16 protein-coding genes are annotated in these 19,044 nt (G+C 50.6%); 8 read left to right on the top strand and 8 right to left on the bottom strand.

Annotated elements, in window-relative coordinates; genetic code table 11:
* The first annotated feature begins 97 nt into the window (after nucleotides 1-97).
* Nucleotides 98-2,320 (top strand): TonB-dependent receptor, encoded by a 2,223-nt coding sequence (locus IEX02_RS02025; protein ID WP_188689539.1) that lies wholly within the window; start codon nucleotides 98-100, stop codon nucleotides 2,318-2,320.
* Between the two features lie 13 nt (nucleotides 2,321-2,333).
* On the opposite strand, the gene IEX02_RS02020 is transcribed toward IEX02_RS02025, so the two are convergent.
* Nucleotides 2,334-3,227 carry an HAD family hydrolase gene (locus IEX02_RS02020; protein ID WP_188689536.1) on the bottom strand — a complete coding sequence of 298 codons (894 nt, stop codon included), beginning with the start codon at nucleotides 3,225-3,227 and terminating at the stop codon, nucleotides 2,334-2,336.
* Between the two features lie 91 nt (nucleotides 3,228-3,318).
* On the opposite strand from IEX02_RS02020, the gene IEX02_RS02015 reads away from it, so the two are divergent.
* Together IEX02_RS02015 and IEX02_RS02010 are read left to right on the top strand one after the other, a co-directional pair.
* A complete protein-coding gene (locus tag IEX02_RS02015) occupies nucleotides 3,319-4,491 on the top strand; it encodes a mechanosensitive ion channel protein MscS (RefSeq protein ID WP_188689535.1) in 1,173 nt (390 codons plus the stop codon).
* Between the two features lie 67 nt (nucleotides 4,492-4,558).
* Entirely contained in the window at nucleotides 4,559-5,560 is a 1,002-nt protein-coding gene (locus tag IEX02_RS02010; RefSeq protein ID WP_188689532.1) for a GGDEF domain-containing protein, read from the top strand.
* On the opposite strand, the gene IEX02_RS02005 is transcribed toward IEX02_RS02010, so the two are convergent.
* On the bottom strand, nucleotides 5,527-7,521 hold the full coding sequence (locus tag IEX02_RS02005; protein ID WP_188689530.1) for a TonB-dependent receptor: 1,995 nt from the start codon (nucleotides 7,519-7,521) through the stop codon (nucleotides 5,527-5,529). The genes IEX02_RS02010 and IEX02_RS02005 overlap by 34 nt on opposite strands.
* A 187-nt stretch (nucleotides 7,522-7,708) precedes the next feature.
* On the opposite strand from IEX02_RS02005, the gene IEX02_RS02000 reads away from it, so the two are divergent.
* Nucleotides 7,709-8,542, top strand: a complete 834-nt coding sequence (locus IEX02_RS02000; protein WP_229701992.1) for a peptidylprolyl isomerase — start codon at nucleotides 7,709-7,711, stop codon at nucleotides 8,540-8,542.
* Nucleotides 8,543-8,549: 7 nt separating this feature from the next.
* Here the strand turns inward: IEX02_RS02000 and IEX02_RS01995 are convergent, their stop codons facing one another.
* The 6 genes from IEX02_RS01995 to IEX02_RS01970 form a co-directional block, all read right to left on the bottom strand.
* Nucleotides 8,550-9,839, bottom strand: a complete 1,290-nt coding sequence (locus tag IEX02_RS01995) for an ATP-binding protein (RefSeq protein ID WP_188689527.1) — start codon at nucleotides 9,837-9,839, stop codon at nucleotides 8,550-8,552.
* 109 nt (nucleotides 9,840-9,948) lie between these two features.
* Nucleotides 9,949-10,662, bottom strand: coding sequence for a response regulator (locus IEX02_RS01990; protein ID WP_188689524.1), 714 nt, complete (start codon nucleotides 10,660-10,662; stop codon nucleotides 9,949-9,951).
* 11 nt (nucleotides 10,663-10,673) lie between these two features.
* Nucleotides 10,674-11,048: a DUF3019 domain-containing protein gene (locus IEX02_RS01985; protein WP_188689522.1), complete on the bottom strand. Its 375-nt coding sequence runs from the start codon at nucleotides 11,046-11,048 to the stop codon at nucleotides 10,674-10,676.
* Nucleotides 11,038-11,868: a MipA/OmpV family protein gene (locus IEX02_RS01980; RefSeq protein ID WP_188689519.1), complete on the bottom strand. Its 831-nt coding sequence runs from the start codon at nucleotides 11,866-11,868 to the stop codon at nucleotides 11,038-11,040. The genes IEX02_RS01985 and IEX02_RS01980 overlap by 11 nt, the downstream gene beginning before the upstream one ends.
* A gap of 539 nt (nucleotides 11,869-12,407) precedes the next feature.
* The gene (locus IEX02_RS01975) at nucleotides 12,408-13,403 is read right to left on the bottom strand and encodes a branched-chain amino acid aminotransferase (RefSeq protein ID WP_188689515.1); all 996 of its coding nucleotides are present in this window, start codon (nucleotides 13,401-13,403) and stop codon (nucleotides 12,408-12,410) included.
* 339 nt (nucleotides 13,404-13,742) lie between these two features.
* Nucleotides 13,743-14,108: a DUF3718 domain-containing protein gene (locus IEX02_RS01970; protein ID WP_188689513.1), complete on the bottom strand. Its 366-nt coding sequence runs from the start codon at nucleotides 14,106-14,108 to the stop codon at nucleotides 13,743-13,745.
* A 360-nt stretch (nucleotides 14,109-14,468) separates the two neighbouring features.
* Between IEX02_RS01970 and IEX02_RS01965 the strand changes: the two genes are divergently transcribed.
* The 4 genes from IEX02_RS01965 to IEX02_RS01950 are packed head-to-tail and all read left to right on the top strand — an operon-like array spanning nucleotide 14,469 to nucleotide 19,010.
* Nucleotides 14,469-15,722, top strand: a complete 1,254-nt coding sequence (locus IEX02_RS01965) for an efflux RND transporter periplasmic adaptor subunit (protein ID WP_188689511.1) — start codon at nucleotides 14,469-14,471, stop codon at nucleotides 15,720-15,722.
* A 43-nt stretch (nucleotides 15,723-15,765) separates the two neighbouring features.
* Nucleotides 15,766-16,479: an ABC transporter ATP-binding protein gene (locus tag IEX02_RS01960; RefSeq protein WP_188689508.1), complete on the top strand. Its 714-nt coding sequence runs from the start codon at nucleotides 15,766-15,768 to the stop codon at nucleotides 16,477-16,479.
* Between the two features lies 1 nt (nucleotide 16,480).
* Nucleotides 16,481-17,794, top strand: a complete 1,314-nt coding sequence (locus IEX02_RS01955; protein ID WP_188689506.1) for an ABC transporter permease — start codon at nucleotides 16,481-16,483, stop codon at nucleotides 17,792-17,794.
* A gap of 10 nt (nucleotides 17,795-17,804) precedes the next feature.
* Complete coding sequence (locus tag IEX02_RS01950) at nucleotides 17,805-19,010, top strand: ABC transporter permease (protein WP_188689504.1); 1,206 nt, start codon at nucleotides 17,805-17,807, stop codon at nucleotides 19,008-19,010.
* The last annotated feature ends 34 nt before the right edge of the window (nucleotides 19,011-19,044 follow it).

The following is a 19,044-nucleotide window of genomic DNA, read 5'->3' as shown; positions in this document are numbered from 1 at the left end:
CGACGGGGTTTATTCATAGGGAAGTGGCGTCCTGCGTCAGGGTCGAACAGACTCGTTGGAGACGCAATAATCTCAGTTTTCATATGTTGGATCCTGCATGTCACTAGTGAAATTCCTTTATGACTGTGCCGTTATAGGTGGTGTTGCTTTTTGGGTGGCGTATGTACCAAGAGCGGCTGCTGAACAATATATTGAAGTTATTCTGGTGCAGGCACAAAAGCGTCAGCAGGATATTCGCGATGTGTCGGTGGCGGTGACCTTAGTAGACGGTGAGCAGATTGCTCGCCAACAGATTAAGGATACGACACAACTGGCTGCGCTGGCACCTAATGTTAAGGCCTCAAAAGTGGCAGGTGAGGGGACAACGCCGTCTTTTAATATCCGTGGCATAGGGATGTTGGACTACAACACCTCAACGGTATCTCCTATCGCTATCTATGCCGATGGCGTGGCAAGCGGCGGCGCTAATTTCCTCGATAGCAACTTGTTTGATATCCAGCGGGTCGAAATACTCAGAGGGCCGCAGGGCACGTTGTTTGGTCGTAACACCACGGGGGGCGCAGTACTTATCTCCTCCAGAATGCCTGAATCTGAGTTTGGTGGTTATGCCGGTATATCGCTAGCCGAGCACGATTATCAGCGAGTTCAAGGCGCGCTCAATGTGCCATTAGCCGAGCATACCGCAGCCCGTTTGGCGGTGAATCATGTGGATTATGACTTTTCTATGCATAATCTCGATGTGAATGGCCAGGACGGAGGGATGCGGCAAAATAGTCTGCGCTTTTTGGTGAACAGCGAGTGGGACACTCTGTCTGTACTTTTCAAGTTGTACTCGGAAGATTGGCGCGGGGCGCCTAAGCCGGTGTACAGTGCAGGTATTCTCAAAGATCCGCTGAGTGGCGAACTATGCTCACCAGCTGAAGTGGGGAATCGGGGCTGTGTTGACAGTTTTGGTTTCGCCCCCGATACCGACGATTTTTGGCACACCGAGGCTGATACCGCAGATAAGCGCCATGACACAGATAGCTGGGGAAGCAGTGTGCAATTGCAGTGGCAGATTGATCGGGTTTGGCGCTTGACGGCCATTACTGCCTATAAGGATCTTGAGCGTTTTCACTCCTTTGACTCGGACGGGCCGGGTAACTTTATTGAAGGTAGCCTGGGCTCCAGTAGTGAATTTTTTAGTCAGGAGTTGAGTTTAAGCCGTCAGGGCGAGCAAAGCTTTTGGCAGATGGGCCTGTTTTATCTGGATGAGCGACTTAAGCAAAACAGCGATCTGGATTTATTTCGCGATTTTCGAGTTATCCCCAGCCTGGCGGCCAATGCTGCACAGTTTTTTTATCATAACCAGTTAGATACGCGCTCACTCTCGGCCTACAGTCAGGTTGATTATCATCTGAATCCACAATGGATTCTAACCGCAGGCCTGCGCTTTACCGATGAAAGTACAGCATACCGGGCACTGAGTGATTTGGATGTGGAAGGGACCTATATACCCTCTTTGTGGGATATTCGCGGTGAAGTGGACGATGGAGAATGGTCGGGCAAGCTGGCGCTGGTGCAAAAGCTGTCGGCGCAAACCAGCCTCTACTATAGCTACTCGCGGGGATATAAAAGTGGCGGTTATAACGGCGGGTATTCGACCAGTGCCGAGCAAGCCGCAGATTCGGAGTATGCACCTGAGCGGTTAAATGCGTGGGAAGTGGGAGCCAGGTTGCAGCTACCTGATTGGAATACCAACCTGGATCTGGCGGCTTTCTGGTATCGCTATCAGGATCAACAAGTATTTGTGAATCAAACCACGGGGTTAAGCCCTTATCATGTGTTGAAAAATGCTGGTGATTCACAAATCCATGGTGTGGAGCTAAGCCTGGCGTATACGCCCTTTAGTCAGTTTATGCTGGATGTGAATCTGGGCTACTTACCTAAAGCCAAATTGGGGGAATACCGGCAGGGTGATATCTATGTTGCTGATACTCAACTGCCCTTTGCCTCCAAGTGGAATATCAGTGGCTTGGCCCAATATGAGATGAACCTGGCAGGTGGGCGGATGTTAATGCAGCTTGGCTTTGACTATCAGTCATCTTTTTACTTTGACCAGAATGAAAATCCTTATCTGCAGCAACCGGGCTATAGCCTCTGGCATGCCCGCCTGGCTTATCAGTCCAATGAAAGCTGGGAAGTGGCCCTGTGGGGAAAAAATCTTTTTAATCGTGAATATTATGAACTGCGCTTCGATTCCATTGCTGCCCTGTCAGCGGTTACCGAATTGCGTGGCGAAGCTCGTCAGCTTGGGGTAGAGCTAAATTATCATTTCTAGCCGGGACCGCGAGTTAGCTAAATATTTGTCGCCAGTCGCGTTGCATGCATACTCGTGTCCAGCCATGAGTGCGGGCTGCCGACAGGGTGTCTGGCCCGGCTGAATAGCGGTACTCTCGAATGCTATCCGTGTGTTCTATCAGTACACATAGCGAGACCGGTGACGTTCCTGCCCAGCGTAACATCTGAATATCGCCGCTGCTGTTGCCAAAAGCCGCTACCGGCCGTTTGGCAATTTGACTTTCTATGGCTAAGACCTTGCCCGGCCCGTTATCAAAGAACCAGGGGACGGGGGCCATTTCTACCGCCAACCCCTCAGGTTTTTCTACTAGCCGGGTGACCAGACGGCTACCAATGACCTGTTCAGGAGGAATGCCGTAGGCTTTTTGGCTCCAGGGGCGGATAAAATAACAACTGCCGCCGGATACCAAGTAGTTTTTAAAACCGGTTTGCTGGAAAAGATCCAGAACCTCTCGCATTGGCTGGTAGGTCAGTTCGGTGTATGGTCTTTTAAAGCGCGGGTGCAACGCCTTCTCCAGCCAACTGGAGACCCACTGGCGATACTCATCTGTGCTGATGCCATCGCGGAATTCTTGGATCAGCAGACTGGTATCTTCAACCAGTTCATCATGGATCCGATGCAACCAGTGTTTAATTCTCTGTCGCAGTCCGGCCTCTTGCGGCGCAGCACGTGGCTCATCAAAACGCATTAGGTCTTTGAGAAACACCAGTTCGGTGATGTTGGGCTTCTCCAGCCACAGGGTACCGTCATTGTCAAAAGTGGCGATGCGTTGTTCCGGGGCAATAAAATCTGCTGAATTTGGGTCGGTGACACGTTCAACAAAGCCCAAAATGGCATCGCGTGCCAAGCCAGGTTGCCAGGATGGCAGAAGGTTTTTACTCTTCAATTGCTTAAAATTCCCACAAGTCTTTGACGTAAAAAGAATACCTGTGGCAGACTGAAATTCAATGTTAAAAGGATGTTACTGGAGCAACTAGATGCGATTTCAATTGATCTGGCCGGTTTTACTGACTTTGCTTGTGCCACTCGTTGTTGCATGGTTTGTTTACCCAACTCACTTGCCACCTGGATTTGGCGTCTTTCCTCCGCAGTTTGTCGAACAGGCTGCCGGTTTTAATCTTTGGGTTTTTCTGGCGGTTGGTGCTGGTGCGGTATTTATCAGCGGTCTAATTCTGTTTCCCAAACTCTACGGCTTTAAAGGAGCGTCTCCTTTACCTCAGCCTGCCAAGCAGCCATTGCCATGGTGGTTCTGGTTAGGATTAGTGCTCAACCTGTTTTTCTGGTGGCTGATGTGGTCCCATTCCACGGCGTTTGGGGATCTGGTGTATTGGTCTTTTACGCCTTTGTGGTGGGGGTTTATCCTGGTTTTGGATGGCCTGGTTTATCATCGAAACAACGGTAAATCCTTGTTTGCCAGTCGACCTACCACGCTATTTATTGCCGCGCTGGTGTCCATTGGTGGTTGGGCCTACTTTGAATTTTACGATTATTTTGTGCTGGGAAACTGGTACTACCCGGATGCCTATCAGGCGCCCTGGCCTTATACCGTGTTGGCGTTGGAGTTTCTGGTCACCTACAGCACAGTGACGCCAGTGTTATTTCAATGGTTCAGCTTGTTCCATACCTTCCCTGCATTACCTGCTCGTTATAAGAATGGCCCTAAGATGCCGTTAAACGGTAATCTGATGATTTTGATTGGCACTGTCCTGATTGGCTTAATGGTGGTGTGGCCTTATCCGTTTTTCTGGGTGGTGTGGATTGGCCCGTTTGCGGTAATGACCGGTATTCTGATGCGTTTGAATATTTGGAACCCCTTCACTGATATTGCTAAGGGGGACTGGAGTGCTGGAGTACTGATTGGTGTTGCGTCGTTGTGTAACGGATTGTTCTGGGAGTTCTGGAATTATGGCAGTCATGCATTCCACACTTCGCTCACTAATCCAAACTACTGGGTTTACAACATTCCCTATGTGGATGTGATTCATCTGTTCTCCGAAATGCCGCTACTGGGCTATTTTGGCTATATTCCATTTGGTGTGTTGGTGTGGCAGGTGTTTATCTGGAGTGGCAAGTTACTCGGATTTAGCACAGATATCCGCCTGGATAATCTGGAACATTTGGATGAGCATATTCAGATGGCCACTAAGTAGAGGCGCACTGCTATGGTGGTGTCCGCTGGTGCTAATTTTTAGTGGTTAAGCTATTCAGAGTAACCTTATGCAAAAGACGCAACGTAGTACCGAGGAGTGGCTCTTAATCAGCATTAGTCTGCTGGGCGCTTTGAGCATCCTGCCTTTTGCCTTGTTGCGGTTATTGCGAGGCGACTGGCAGGTTGCGGCATTGGATTGTTTTGCAGTTCTTGCCATGCTGGCAATTTTCTTCCAAGTCTATCTTAGCGGCCGCACCGTATTCATGAGCCAAGTGTTTGTGGGACTTTGTCAGTTTGTCTTGGTGATGACGGTGGTCATGCGTGGTGCTGAGCAGTTGTTCTGGTTCTATCCGGCGGCTTTAGTGGCATTTTTCCTGCTACGTCCCTGGTTGGCTCTGGCTATCGTGGGGCTAAGTATTTTGGTGCTTGGTAGTTTGCTTTGGACGCAGATACCAGTGCTGCATTTATTCGGTTTTGCCTTGTCGTCGCTTGCGACAATGGGGTTTGCGTTTATTTTTGCCTGGCGGACCCAAGAGCAACAGGCGCGGTTATTGAGGTTGGCGACCAAAGATCCCCTGACCGGTGCCGGTAACCGACGTGCGTTGGAAGAGAAGTTATTGGATGCGGTGCATCACCATCAGCGAATTCCCTTGCCGATGTCTTTGATTTTATTGGATCTGGATAATTTTAAGCACTTTAACGACAGCTATGGTCATGATGAGGGGGATAGGATTCTGGTGGCGGTAACGGATATTATTCAGCGCCGTATACGCCGCAGTGATAATCTTTACCGCTTTGGTGGCGAGGAGTTTGTGGTGATCACGGACAATACCGCGCTACGAGAAGCCAGTTTGTTAGCCGAGGAGCTGCGCAGTGATATCGCCACTGCCCAGCTCAGTGGTTGCCAGGTCACGATATCTTTAGGTATTGCTCAGTACCAGGATGGGGAAACTGGCTATCAGTGGCTGGGACGGGCTGACAAAGCCATGTACCGGGCCAAGCACAGCGGTCGTAACCACCTTTGTATCAGTGGTCTTCATGAAGACCAATTGGCGCTGACCGACAGATAAAAGGCGCGCGGTTGGCCTACAAAATAACGGTATTGGCCAAAGCCAATATCTGCACGCTCCGCATAGTCTCTGTTGGTCAGGTTGATAATACGTAACCCAAGCTGCCAGTCTGTACTCAGGGGATACTGTGCGCGCAGATGCAACAGACTGTGGCCGGGATAAGATGCACTGTTTTGCGGATCCAAATAGTAGCGCCCCATATGCAACCACTCCAGTTCCACAACGCTGTCGTCGGCTCCTCGTCTGCCCAGACGGGCCGAAAATTGTTGCCGGGGTGCGGTATCCATGTCGTTACCGGCAATATCCACATTCGTTAGTTTTAAAGTATTCTGATAGCTGTGTTTGGCCAGCGAGCCGCTGGTCTGCCAATACCACTGATGTTCTAGTTGCCCCCCCAGCGTCCACTCGAGCCCGTAGTGACGGGTGTGACCGCCGCTGACATTGTGGCGTTCTGTATCCTGGAAGATTACATGGCGTTTGTCCATCCAGTACAGGGCTAAGTCATAGTCCAGTGTTTGCCAGCTTCCGCGTATGCCGCTTTCTATACTGGCAAGTTGTTCGGCGTCTAAGTCTGCCACCTGCTGACCTTCTTGTAGCCTGAACAGTTCGGTTGCCTGAGGGGCTCGATAGCCTTGACTGGCACGCGCGTAGAGGCGATGAGAGCGACTCAGTTGGTACTGGGCGGCTATCGAGGGTGACCACTGTTGATAGGTCAGGGTTTGACTGCGGGGGCGATAAAAGCGACAACTTGCGCTGTCTGCCGGGCAGGCATTACCGTCGCCTAAATGATTACGGTAGTCGTATTGCTGCACATCAAATCGCAGACTGGCGGTGAATTGCCAGCGGGGAGCTGCTTGCCACGTCAGGCTGGCATAAGGGGATAGGTTACGCGCTATCACCCGGTAATCGTAATGCATGCCTTGGGGAATAGTGGCGCTAAATGGTTTGTCCTGAAACTCCTGCAGTTCGCCTGCACTGATTTCCGTATCCAGGCCCGCTTGCCAGTTAAGGTCTTTACCTTCGAACAGGTAGCGGGCTTGTACCCCAATACTCTGCTGGCTGTTGTCTTCAGTGGCTTGCCATGGCACATAGTGCTGCAGGAAATCCATCTGTTGCCAGCGCATATAAGGGCGAATCTGCCAGCTTTGTTGTTCATTCACCTTATGACTCAGGGTGCTGGAAACACGAATGGATGACGCATCTCTGTATGCATCGGGGTTGTCATTGGTACGGCGTAAGTCATCATCCCTATAGGCGTTAAAACCACTGATATAGCCCGCGGTCTGCTGATTGAGATGGGTGGCGGCCAGACGATGCACGGCCTGCCATTCTCCCAGTGTGTGCTGAGTTGCCAGGTTGATTTTTTGCTGGTCATAGCCGGATGACGCTTGATATCCGCCATCGTGACTGAGATTGCCATAAGCCAGAAATTGCGAGTTGCCAAGAGCAAAGCTAGCGCGGTGAAATTGATTCGGGCCAGCCTCTAATTTGGCCTGGGCGGTGGCTTGCTCAGGCAGGGGACGACTGGTGATATTAATGATGCCATGAACAGCGTTAGAGCCATACCAACTGCTGCCAGGACCGCGATACACATCAATGGCATAAGCCTGCTCACTGTTAAGCTCAAATAACTGATTCGAATTGCAAAAGCCGCTGGCCCGGGTAGGAATACCATCTTCACTGACCAAAAACGCACCGCATGCTCCGGCACCGGTTAATACTGGTGAGCGGATGGCGCTCAGATGTTCCTGGCCATTGCCACGGCTGATCCACACCCCTGGCGCGCTGGCCAGCGCTTCGCTAATGTGCGTAGTGCCAAGCAGAGCAAGCTGTTCCGCATCAACCTGACTATGACTCAATGGCAAAGATTTTACGGGCTGCGCTGTGACACTGATGCGTTCTAACTGGTTGGCAGAAAGGCAAAGTGGAAACACAGAGACAAAGGCAAATTGACGCAGCATATAAGGGAAAAGTAAAGGGTTATTGCCGGCAAGGTTAACATAACCGCTGACGACATGCCGTACTTGCAGCAGAGGTAAACAAGGATGATGATAGGGCTAAACCAATGCGTGCCGTCCTTTGAGTATGGGCTGTATTTTTCATCCCAACACTTTCTGGTCACGATGCACTAATAATAAGGAACATGGAATGAAACTGGCTTTAGCTGCCTTGTGTATGTTGCCCGTCTTGGCTGTTGCTGATGAATGGCGCACCCCGTTGCCAGAAAATCAGGTTTACCTGTCGTTGGAGCAAGGGCCTGTGGTACTGGAGTTAGCCCCTTTTATGGCCCCCGAGCACGTTAAGCAATTTAAAACGCTGGTGCGCGAGGGCTATTACGATGGCTTAGATTTTTATCGGGTGGTGGATGGATTTGTTGCACAAGCGGGGGATGTCAGTGAACACAAGCCGTCAGCACAGAAGCAAAATTTGCCAGCAGAGTTTAGCCGGCCATTAAGTGATCATCAGGATTTTAGTCTGCTGCAAAAGCCGGATTTTTTTGCCGAGCAAACCGGGTACTTACACGGCTTTGCGGCAGCGCGAGATACAAAGGATAAGCAGGAATGGCTGGTTCACTGTCCTGGCACACTGGCAATGGCACGCAGTACAGAGGCAGACAGCGGCAGTGCAGATTTTTATATTGTTATTGGTCAGGCACCTCGGCACCTGGATCGCAATATGAGCGTATTTGGGCGAGTGTTGTGGGGCATGGAGCATGTACAAGGATTGCCCAGAGGCAATCCGGATGTGGAGATGGGGGTGATTGCCAAGGGACAACCCAAGGGCAAGATTGTGCAGGCCAGAGTAGCCAGCGATATCCCCCCTGAGCAGCGTCTGGCATTGCAGGTACAAGAGCAGGATTCACCGTCTATGCATGCCAGATTGGAAAGCGGCCGAAAGATGGAGAATCCCTTCTTTCACTTTAAGGGCAAGGGCAATCTGGATGTCTGCTATTATCCCACCAAAGTCAGGCTAGCCCCCTGACGAAAAGCTATTTTGTGTGACGGGGTAAGCTGAGGATAAAACGAGCGCCCCGCAACGTGCTGCGGTCTGCCCGAATAGCCCCTCCATGCCAAGCGACTACCCGCTCTACTATGGCTAAGCCTAGTCCATATGTGTCTCGTTGACGGTTTTGCTCGAGACTGACAAAGGGTTTGAATACATCCTGTAGCTTTTCTTCAGCAATCCCCGGACCATCATCTTCGATATGGATTTCCAACTGCTCTTTAACGCTATGCAAGGTCAGTATTACACGGCTCTGGGCGTAACGGCTGGCATTGCTGATGATGTTGCTGATGGCGCGATTTAACCACATTGCATCCCCCATCACCCAGTATGCTTCCTGGCCAAGCTGATGCTCAAGACGGAGCCGGTTTGTCAGGGCCAGTGGCTGGTTTTCTTCGACTGCATTGCGCAATAGCTCGGTTAGATTGAGAGATTTGGGCTGAATTTTGGTGGCTTGGCGTTCCAGGCTAGCAAAGTCCAGAAAGGCGGTGACCAGATTTTCCATGCGCTCCAAATCGTTTTCTAATCTGCGTAGGTAGGTGTTTTTCTCTGTACTATCTGGGGTGTCGATAGCAGCATCCAAGCCAAAACGGAAACAGGCCAGGGGGGTGCGCAGATCATGAGACAGGCTACTGGCCAGTAAGCGGTTTTCGGCGATAAGTTGCTCTATGCGCTGTGCCATCTGGTTAAAACTGGACTCCAGATCCTGAATATAGGAAAGCCGACTGGCCGGTACCCTGGCTTGTAGATCGCCCTGGCCAAACTTATGGGCAGTGCGGGTGAGCAGAGATAAACGGCGGGTTAAGGGTAAAAGCCAAATTCCCATCATCAGAGCCAGGCCCAGATACATGGCAAGGGTTAGTATCAAATCGCGGTCCAGGTCGACTTCTTCAACCGGGGGCAGGGCCATGCGCAGTAAATGTTCTGGGTGAGCAGGCAAAGCCGCCAGCAGATAAGGCCCGTTAGCGGAGTCGAGTAATAGTCCGCCCGGTTGATGTAAGGCGTTGAATAGATCGCTTGGCAAAGCCAGATTAGACGAAGACTCCAGGGTTAAAGACAAAGGGATTAACTGGTTAAGTTGAGCGATCTGCGCCGTGGCAGGCATGGTATTTTGGTTGATTTGCTCGGTTAAGGCGGCAAACATCTTACTCAAGTGGGGATAATCATGTGGGGTCTGGCTTTCCCGGTGTTGTGCTACCCAATTATCAATTCCCCAACCCAGCGAGAATAATGTTAGCAGGGCGGTTAACAGCAAACTGATATAGATACGACTCATGAAAAGGCCCGCCGGCTGGTAATGGAAAACAGCGTGAATGGCCTGATCTTAGCGAGTGTCATCATGCAATGTTGTAAAGAATTGCACGGAATTGGCCTGGATATGTGCGTCAATCCTGGCTATCCCAGGCGTCGGCAACAAAAAGGTAACCTTTGCCCCAGGCCGTTTTTATCCGTTTAGGGGAGTCGGTGTCATCACCGAGTTTTTTACGCAGGACGGAGATCATCACATCAAACCAGCGGTCTAAACCGTCGTATTCCCGGCCTTTTAATTCGCGGAACGCCTCATCGCGATTGATAATACGACCGGCGTTTTTAGCCAGATACCACAGCATGGCAAATTCATTGCTGGACAGCTCAACTTCCTGGTCATGCAACAAAATACGGTTAGCATCCAGATTCAGGTTCAGTCCGCCAAATTGCAGCATATTGTCTGTCTTTGGCCTGTCATTGTTGTCGTTGCGCTGCAATTGGCCTTTGATTCTGGCCAACAAGGCTCTGGGTCTGACCGGCTTTACCAGATAATCGTTGGCGCCGACTTCCAGACCAATGACTTCATCCAGTTCTTCTCCTTGTGCTGTCAGCATGATGATAGGTACCTGACTGAGACGGCGGATCTCTTTACATACTGAAATGCCGTCCAGGCCTGGCAGCATAAGGTCTAGCAGAATGATGTCGGGTTGATACTGATGATAGGCGCTTACGGCTTGGTCGCCCCGGGCCTCATGGCAGACATCAAAGCCTTGGTTTTGCAGGTACTCAAGCACCCATTGCGCCAGTGATGCATCATCCTCCACCAACAGAACTTTTCCGTATAGTTGCATGCTTGCCTTCCTTAAAATAAACGCCAGTTGCGCTTTCTGCGTTGAGATTCATACACCCAGTTAACTTGTATTTCCTGGCTTAGCAGGACCTCGTTACCTTGCTTGAGCAACAAGGTGGTACTGGTGGAGGAGGAAAACTCAAACTGCCAGTTCCCTTGTTGGCGGTTTTGCCAGCAGGCTAAAGGCTCTGATAAACCTGCCAGAAACAGGCAATAGTCCCCTGTCTGTGGGAGATGCCACTCAATACTTACTTGGGTGTAGCAGGTGCGCCCTTTATTAATGGTGACACAAGTATCGGGTGACACGAGCAGTTGTGCAGGCGCTTGGTTGGCGTTCGTAGCGAAGCCCAGCAGCAACAATATTGGTATAAATCCCTTAAAATACATAGCGCACATTGACCATGCCAAGGGTTTCCATATCACTTGCCACGATAGGGCTGTCAGATACCCCACGACTGTATTGGTTTACACCAAAGCCAAGCTCCAGCAACCAGTTTTCGTTTATGGGATAAAGACTGGAAACACCCAAGTGTAAACGATAAGCGGCTTTACCTTTATAAACGGGCCTAGTGGGAGTGGCCTCAAAAGGCCGAATACCAAAATAGTAGTCAACCAGGGCGCGGCTATAAAGATTAAGGCCTAAGGTCAGCTGAATATCCCAGTTACGTGCCTGAATTACGTAGTTGTAATAGGCTTGCAGTAAAAAATCGTTGTAGGCATTGCTAAAGTCCCGAACAATTTCAATGGAGTAGTGCTGTTGGTCATCAAAACGTTGCAAGCGCAGGCCCAGGCTGCCATCTGAATCCCTGTCTCTAATGCCCCTCAACTCCTCAATAACGTCCACGCCATGTTGCGAATACCCGCTCTCATCCAGCATAGGCATATAAGAACCATTAATAATATCCAATTGCCACTGTTCATCCTGATAGAGGTGGTAGCCCCACAAGGCGTAATGGCTCAGGTTCGTTACTCGTCTGCTGGGAGTTTCTACAAAAAAATTCTTGTAACTGACATCGACTTGCAAGGTAGGTAGAACAGGAAGTTCGCTGTTACCAGGGGAGCCTTTGAGTAGAGACTTTTCGCCCCAGGCTGATAAGCCCAGAGAGACTTGCCAGGTCCAGTCACTTGGCTCTTCTGATGCTGTTTCGGCCATCACTGGCAAAGCAAGGTAAGCCAACAGATATGCTGCCGCAATTTTCCTTTTCAATGCTGTGATCCCTCTCTGGCGTTAACGCGGCGTGATTGTATCAAAGCTGGCATTTCTGAGGAGTGGTCGGTTCCGTTTAATTTGTAGGGAAATTGTAAAGTCTGATGACAATCATTTGATAAAATTGAGATATAGCAACATGTACTTGGCAAGGCATTATTGAGGAATAAAAAGAAAAACCCGGGCGGGACATGGAGAGCCCGCCCGGTAAGAATCCCAAGAAAGACCAGTAGACTTGGGTGTGTAGTGCAGGGATATATTGCTATAAATGCGAATGATTCGCAATAATAAACTTTAAGTAAATGTCAACTTACTGATTTGTATGGGGTTTAATTTTTTGTTGGTGCAGATTCGATAAGATGGGAGACGTAAAGCTGAGGGCGGCTGAGCTATGCGTTATGACTAGGCACAGGAGATGGGCAGAAAAAGTCTAGGTGTTGTTCAGCTTAACAGGGAGAAATGTTTTCCAAGTCGTGAAAAGTTAAACCGGACATTCGTCCGGCTTAACTTCAAGGCGTTCGTTTTAACCACTAGCTGGCTTAACAGACCTTGGTCAGCCAACCATGCTTATCTTCCGCTTGGCCCCATTGAATTTCATTCAGCGCCTGACGTAAAGCGTTAGTGGTGGGGCCACCCTGGCCGGTGCCTACAGTGTGCTCTTTGCCATCATGAATCAAAGTGCCGACCGGTGTCAGTACTGCTGCGGTGCCAGATAGTGCTGCCTCTGCGTCTGGCTTAGCGGCACGCTCTAACAGTTCGTCTACGGTCAGTTGGCGCTCAGACACTGTCATGCCGCGATCCCGAGCCAGGGTCAAGATAGAGTCACGGGTGACACCATGCAGGAAACTGGCATCTAAGGCCTTGGTGATAATTTCTTTGCCATCTATAAGCAGGAAATTTGCCGCACCGGTTTCCTGTACATCGCCGTTGGGGCAGAACAAAACCTGGTCGGCCTGCACCGCGGCGCGGGCCTTCATTATGGGTTGCAGTGCACTAGCATAGTTACCGCCACTTTTTACCATACCCATATGGGAGGCGCAGCGGGCATTATCTTCCAGCAATAGGCGCAATGGTTTGGCGCCACCGGCAAAATAATCACCCACAGGAGAAAGCAGTACATACATCAGTGATTGCAAGCTGGGTGCCGCGGCTTTGCCGATTGATGGCTCTGTACCTATGTGAGTTGGGCGGATATACATAGAGCCTGGCGGATTAGGTACATCTGCTGCAAAGCGGCTTACGATGTCGGTGATCATTTCACTTAGCATGGTCTGATCAATTTTTGGCAAGGACAACAGCTCACTGCTTTGCGCCATGCGGGCGACGTTTTTGTCCATGCGAAATATATAGATACCACCGTCAGCATGACGAAAGGCTTTGAGTCCTTCAAAACACGTACTGGAATAGTGCAGCACATGCGCACCCGGGTGTAGGGTAATGCTGTCGGATTTGACAACCTGGGGGGTGCTCCAGTTGTTATTCTCAAAACGGGAGATGATCATCTCCGGGGTAAATACTGTGCCAAATGCTGACATATTTCTTAAGGCTCCTGACATTGTTCTACGTTCGAGACCGGTTCTAACACCCAGACTTAACTTAAGACTGAGTGCGGCACCAGGGAATAGGTGGCAGCAAACCTGCCAGCCGGCTCGGCGTGTGTCTTTGCTTGCGTGCTTACAAAGGCTCAGCGCGTGCGGGCTTGTTGATTATTGCGGCTATCATAGCAGACAACGGGCGCAGAGCATGGAGAATTATGAAATTGGTATAACAAGAATTTGCATGAATGATGACAGACGCAGACTGAAAAAATGGCATTCAGACGCGCCTGTCAGTGAGTATGGCTGCCCTCTGAAATCAGCAGTGACAAGGGGCTGTTAACTGCCACTGACGTGAATTATTTTTTCTTTGTCTGCGTCTTTCTGCTTCGCGATATCCTTTATCTCTGTATAGGTTGCTTTGGGATTATGACGATTTAACCGCTTTGCGACATAAGTGTTTCCAGCTTCATAAGCGAAGTCACCAATACTCTCACCGTTACAACGCAGCTCTTTGGCAATGTAGGACAATGTCAGTCCAGAATGCTGCTGTAGACGATGGAAACGAATAGGGATATCCATGGCGGCGCTAACGCACAAACGCGTACCTATGGAATCATCTGTAGGTACATAGAGTGGTTTGGCTGATACATACAAGGGGCTACATAACACCAAGGCGCAAGTGAGTTTTTTCAGGGCAAGCATAGTCAGTTCCTCTGGTTAATGGGCACATTGCCCACTCATAGTGTCGCTGTAATTGGTGAAATAGTTGTTAATGGGGGATGTGCGTTTGTAAGTGTCCGTACAAATGTGTCCGCTGCGGACAGTTTTTCTGTCCGCGGACAGCAAAAAATCACTCGCCAATTTTTAAAATTCCTTTTTTAACAGTTGCTTATGGTTAATTTTAAAGTTGGCACGGGGCTGGCTTTAAGTATTTCAGAATACGAAATACCGACCGGAGAGTCTTATGCAACTGTTAATGATTTACCTCACTGTGCCTCTAATGCTTTGTGCCTGTGCACCACTTATTGAACTTTGTGCTGAGCTTGCTGCCAGGGGGCAAAAATGATTCGCGATACTAGTGGTCAGGATAAGGTTGTTGAGCATTCGATGACACAACGCTGGCGTAAACCTTTAGCCGTTGCGGCTGCCTTGGCGGTGTCTGTCGGCAGCCTAGTGTGGTTAAGCTCCCGGGATGTTGGCCAGTCCGTTGATGCTTCGCGTTTGGTGGTCGCCAAGGTGGAGCGCGGCACCTTAGTGCGTGATGTTGCCGCTACCGGACACATTGTGGCGGCCAATGCGCCAATACTGTACAGCCCCCAGTCCGGTCATGTGCGTCTGTTAGCACAGCCCGGAGACCAGGTTGAGGTTGAGCAGGTGGTGGCTGAAGTAACCAGTCCCGAGCTTGCCAACAGCCTTCAGCAACAGCAAGCGGTATTGGCGTCATTACAAGGCGAGCTGGAAGGTCGTCGTTTGGACGCCAGAGCGCAGGAATTGGCGCTCACCCGCACTTTGGAACTGGCCAAAGTGGATTTGGATGCGGCCCAACGGGAAGAACGCCGGGCACAAAAATCCATGCAAAAGCAACTGATTAGCCAGCGAGATTTCGATCAGGCCATCGATGAGTTAGCCAGGGCTAAGCTCAACTACAGACTGGCCGGACAGGAAGTGCAAATTGCCAAAGATACCCTGGCTTTTGAATTAAAAAGCGCAGGCATTGCCATTGAGCGCCAGCAATTGGTGGTGCAGGAACTAGAGCGCCAGGTGGACAGCCTGGCAATTCGGGCACCGGTGACCGGCATAGTGGGTAATCACCTTGTCGAGCAAATGGCAGCGGTAAGTCAAAGCCAACCGCTGATCACTTTGGTGGACTTAAGTGCCTTTGAGGCGGAATTGCAAGTACCTGAAAGCTATGCCGATGAACTCGGGTTGGGGATGGATGTGGAGTTGCAACTGGCGGGTATGAATCTGCAAGGGCAATTAAAGGCGATTTCTCCCGAAGTGCGGGATCGTCAGGTCACGACCCGGGTCAGATTAGCGGCTCAGCCGCAGGGCTTACGTCAAAACCAACGTTTATCGGCGCGCATTCTGCTGGAAAACCGTCCGGATACCTTAATGGTTAAACGCGGAGCCTTTTTACAAAGTGGTGGCAGTTTGAGCTACCGGGTTGATGGTGAAACCGCCTACCGCACGGCTATTCAAACCGGGGTTAGCAGTATCAGCCATGTGGAAGTGTTAAGCGGTGTAAAGGAAGGTGATACCCTGATTATCTCCAGCCTGGATACCTTTGAAAACCAAGACAAAGTCATGCTGCGCTAAGCGGCATGACACTAACGATTAAGCAAGTTAATAAGGAAAACTCATGCTAACTATGACCAATATCAGCAAAGTGTATCGCAGCGAAATGGTACAAACCCACGCCCTTAGAGATTTCAATCTACAGGTCAACGAGGGCGAGTTTATTGCCGTCACCGGTCCTTCCGGCTCGGGGAAAACCACCTTTTTAAATATCGCCGGTATGCTGGAAACTTATACCAGTGGCACTTATCAGTTGGATGATGTTGATGTCGGCCGCTTATCGGATAACGGCCGCGCTGAACTGAGAAACCAGAAAATTGGTTTTATTTTTCAAGGCTTTAATCTGATTCCTGACCTGAACTTATATGAAAACGTTGAAGTCCCTCTTCGCTATCGTGGTATTAAGGCTGCCGAACGCAAGCGCCGTATAGAGCGCTGTCTGGAGCAGGTTGGTCTGGGGGCACGTGCTAAGCATTTACCGGCGCAGCTTTCCGGTGGTCAGCAGCAACGCGTGGCGATAGCCCGGGCATTGGCCGGCGAGCCCCGTTTCCTGCTGGCGGATGAACCAACAGGTAACCTGGACAGCTTGATGGCCCGCCAGGTGATGGAGCTGCTGGAAAACATCAATAAGGACGGCGCCACTATTATTATGGTCACGCACGACCCTGAGTTGGCCCGCCGGGCCGAGCGCAATATTCAGGTGGTGGACGGCCAAATATGTGATTTCAAACTTTATCAGGGTGGGTTGGAAAAACAGCGCGCCGGTGCGGAGGCCTGAAATGTTTGTGCATTATATTGATCTAGGCTGGCGCAGCTTAAAGCGCACCCCCGTGGTGAGCCTACTGATGTTATTGGCTATCGCCATAGGTATTGGTATTACTATGACCAGCTTGTCGGTCTATCACATGATGTCGGTGAATCCGATGCCGCATAAAAACGACCAATTGTTTGCCGTGCAACTGCGCACCATGGATCAGGGCGTGGACTGGTGGACCCCTGATGACCTGCCATTCCAGCTCACTTACCAGGATGCCATGAATTTGCGTAAAAGCCCGGTACCTTTTCGCCAGGCCGCCATGCTGAAAACCGGTTTTGGGGTGAAGCCTGCCAATCCCGATATTTCACCTTTTATTGAGACGGCGCGAGCGGCAGATAGTGACTTCTTTGCTATGTACGAAGTGCCTTTTGCCTATGGTGCCCCTTGGGATAAAGCGGTGGACTTGCAAGGTGAAGCGGTGGCGGTGATTGGTGCAGAGCTCAATCAAAAATTGTTCGGCGGTGGTAACAATATTGGTAAAGATATCGTACTTGATTCCGTGTCCTACCGGATTATCGGGATTTTAAAAGCCTGGAAACTGGAACCGCAGATCTACGATTTGAACAACGGTGCCTGGGGCCAGAATGAACAACTGTTTATTCCTTTTTCCCTGCTGCCGATTCAGGAGCTAAAAAGCTGGGGCAACAACAACGGCTGGAAATACGAAGAACAGAAAACCTATCAGGACAAGCTGAATTCGGAAGTACTGTGGCTGCAATATAAAGTGGAGCTGGCCGATAAACAGGCTCAACAGGACTATCGCGACTACCTTGCCGGTTATATCAAGGAGCAGCAGCAATTGGGCCGCTTTCAGCGTGATGACGCCGAAGGTGATATTAAAAACATCGCCCAGTGGCTGGACTATCGTCAGATTGTCAGCGACGACAACAAAATTCTCGTGGGTCTGAGCTTTATGTTTCTGGCCGTGTGCCTGGCCAATATTTTGAGCCTGCTGCTGGCTAAGTTTTTAAAGCGCGCGCCGGAAATTGGTGTGCGTCGCGCCCTGGGGGCCAGCAAAACCCAAGTGTTTGCCCAGCATTTGGTTGAAGTGGGTATGCTGGGATTAGCAGGCGGCGCTTTGGGTCTGGTGATTGCGCAGCTGGGACTGTATCTGCTGCGCAGTGGTTTCAGTCGCTACGAAGCGGTGGCACAGATGGACCTGGCCATGTGGTTGGCGGCCCCTACTATCTCCCTTCTTGCTTGCTTACTGGCGGGGTGTTATCCAGCCTGGAAAGTGTGTCGAACCACGCCAGCCTTGTACCTGAAAACCCAATAGGAGCACTGAGATGTCTGAACTTAAACCCATATTTAATGCGCTGTGGCGCAGCAAAACTGGTGCTCTGCTGTTGGTCGTGCAGATAGCTGTTACCTTGGCCATTGTGAGCAACGCCGCTTTTATCATTCATGATAGGGTGACCTTTTTAAATCAGGACACTGGCCTCAAAGATGAGAACCTGTTTAGGTTCAACCTTTATACCTTTGGTAAAAATGTCGATATTGGCCAGCAACAGGAAGTGGACGAGACACTGCTGCGCGCCATTCCCGGGGTGGCTGATGCGGTGGTGATCAACCAGGTACCGCTGTCTGGTAGCGGCGACTCCACCAGTTTTCATCTTAAGCCAACACCTGAGCAGAGCAGGGGAGCCCGCGCGTCATTTTTTATGGCCGATGAGCATTTGCTTAATACCCTGGATGTAAAACTGGAAGACGGCCGTAATTTTACCGCAGCCGATGTGGTGTACTCCGAAGGCTTTGAGAAGTCCGCCAGTGTGGTGTTGGTGACCCGTAGTCATCTGCTTGATTTGTTTCCCGAAGGTGATGGTTTGGGTAAGACCATTTATCTGGGTGATAACCCCTTTCAGGTCATCGGTATTATTGCGCCTATGAAGGGGCCTTGGCTGGATGATGAGCAGGCCGACAATGTGGCTTTGATTCCACAAGTGATGGCGGCACCCTTTAAGCGGGTTCTGGTCAGAACCGAACCGGGTCGTCGCGACGAAGTGATGCAGCAAGTGGAGAAGCTGTTGTTGGCTTCTGAGTCTGAGCGTGTGGTGAGCCGTATTACCGGTGTTGATAAGCTTGTGCTGGAGCAGACCAGCCAGGATCGCCTGATGAAAAATATGCTGCTGGTATTGATTACTGTGTTGCTGCTGGTGACGGCTTTGGGCATTTGTGGTCTGGCCTTGTTTAATGTGGGGCGTCGCACTCGTCAGATCGGTACGCGCCGGGCACTGGGGGCGAAAAAGTCTGATATTGTGCGCTATTTTCTGCTGGAAAATACCCTGGTCAGTCTGTTCGGTATTGTGCTGGGCGTGGGGTTGGCACTGGCCATGAGCGATGTACTGATGCGTCATTACTCACTGCCTAGCCTGGATAATTGGTTTATCCTCTATAGCCTTGCTGGTATCTATCTGATGGGACTTGTGGCGGTGTATTGGCCTGCCCAGCGTGCCACACAGATTTCCCCCAGTATTGCTACCCGCAGTGTGTAGCTAAACATAGAGGTTCATCATCTGGCCGGGAACA

This window comes from Bowmanella pacifica, assembly GCF_014645355.1.
Taxonomy (GTDB): Bacteria; Pseudomonadota; Gammaproteobacteria; order Enterobacterales; family Alteromonadaceae; genus Bowmanella; species Bowmanella pacifica.
Note: the sequence above shows the minus strand (reverse complement) of the source record. Positions and strands in the feature narration are given on the sequence as shown.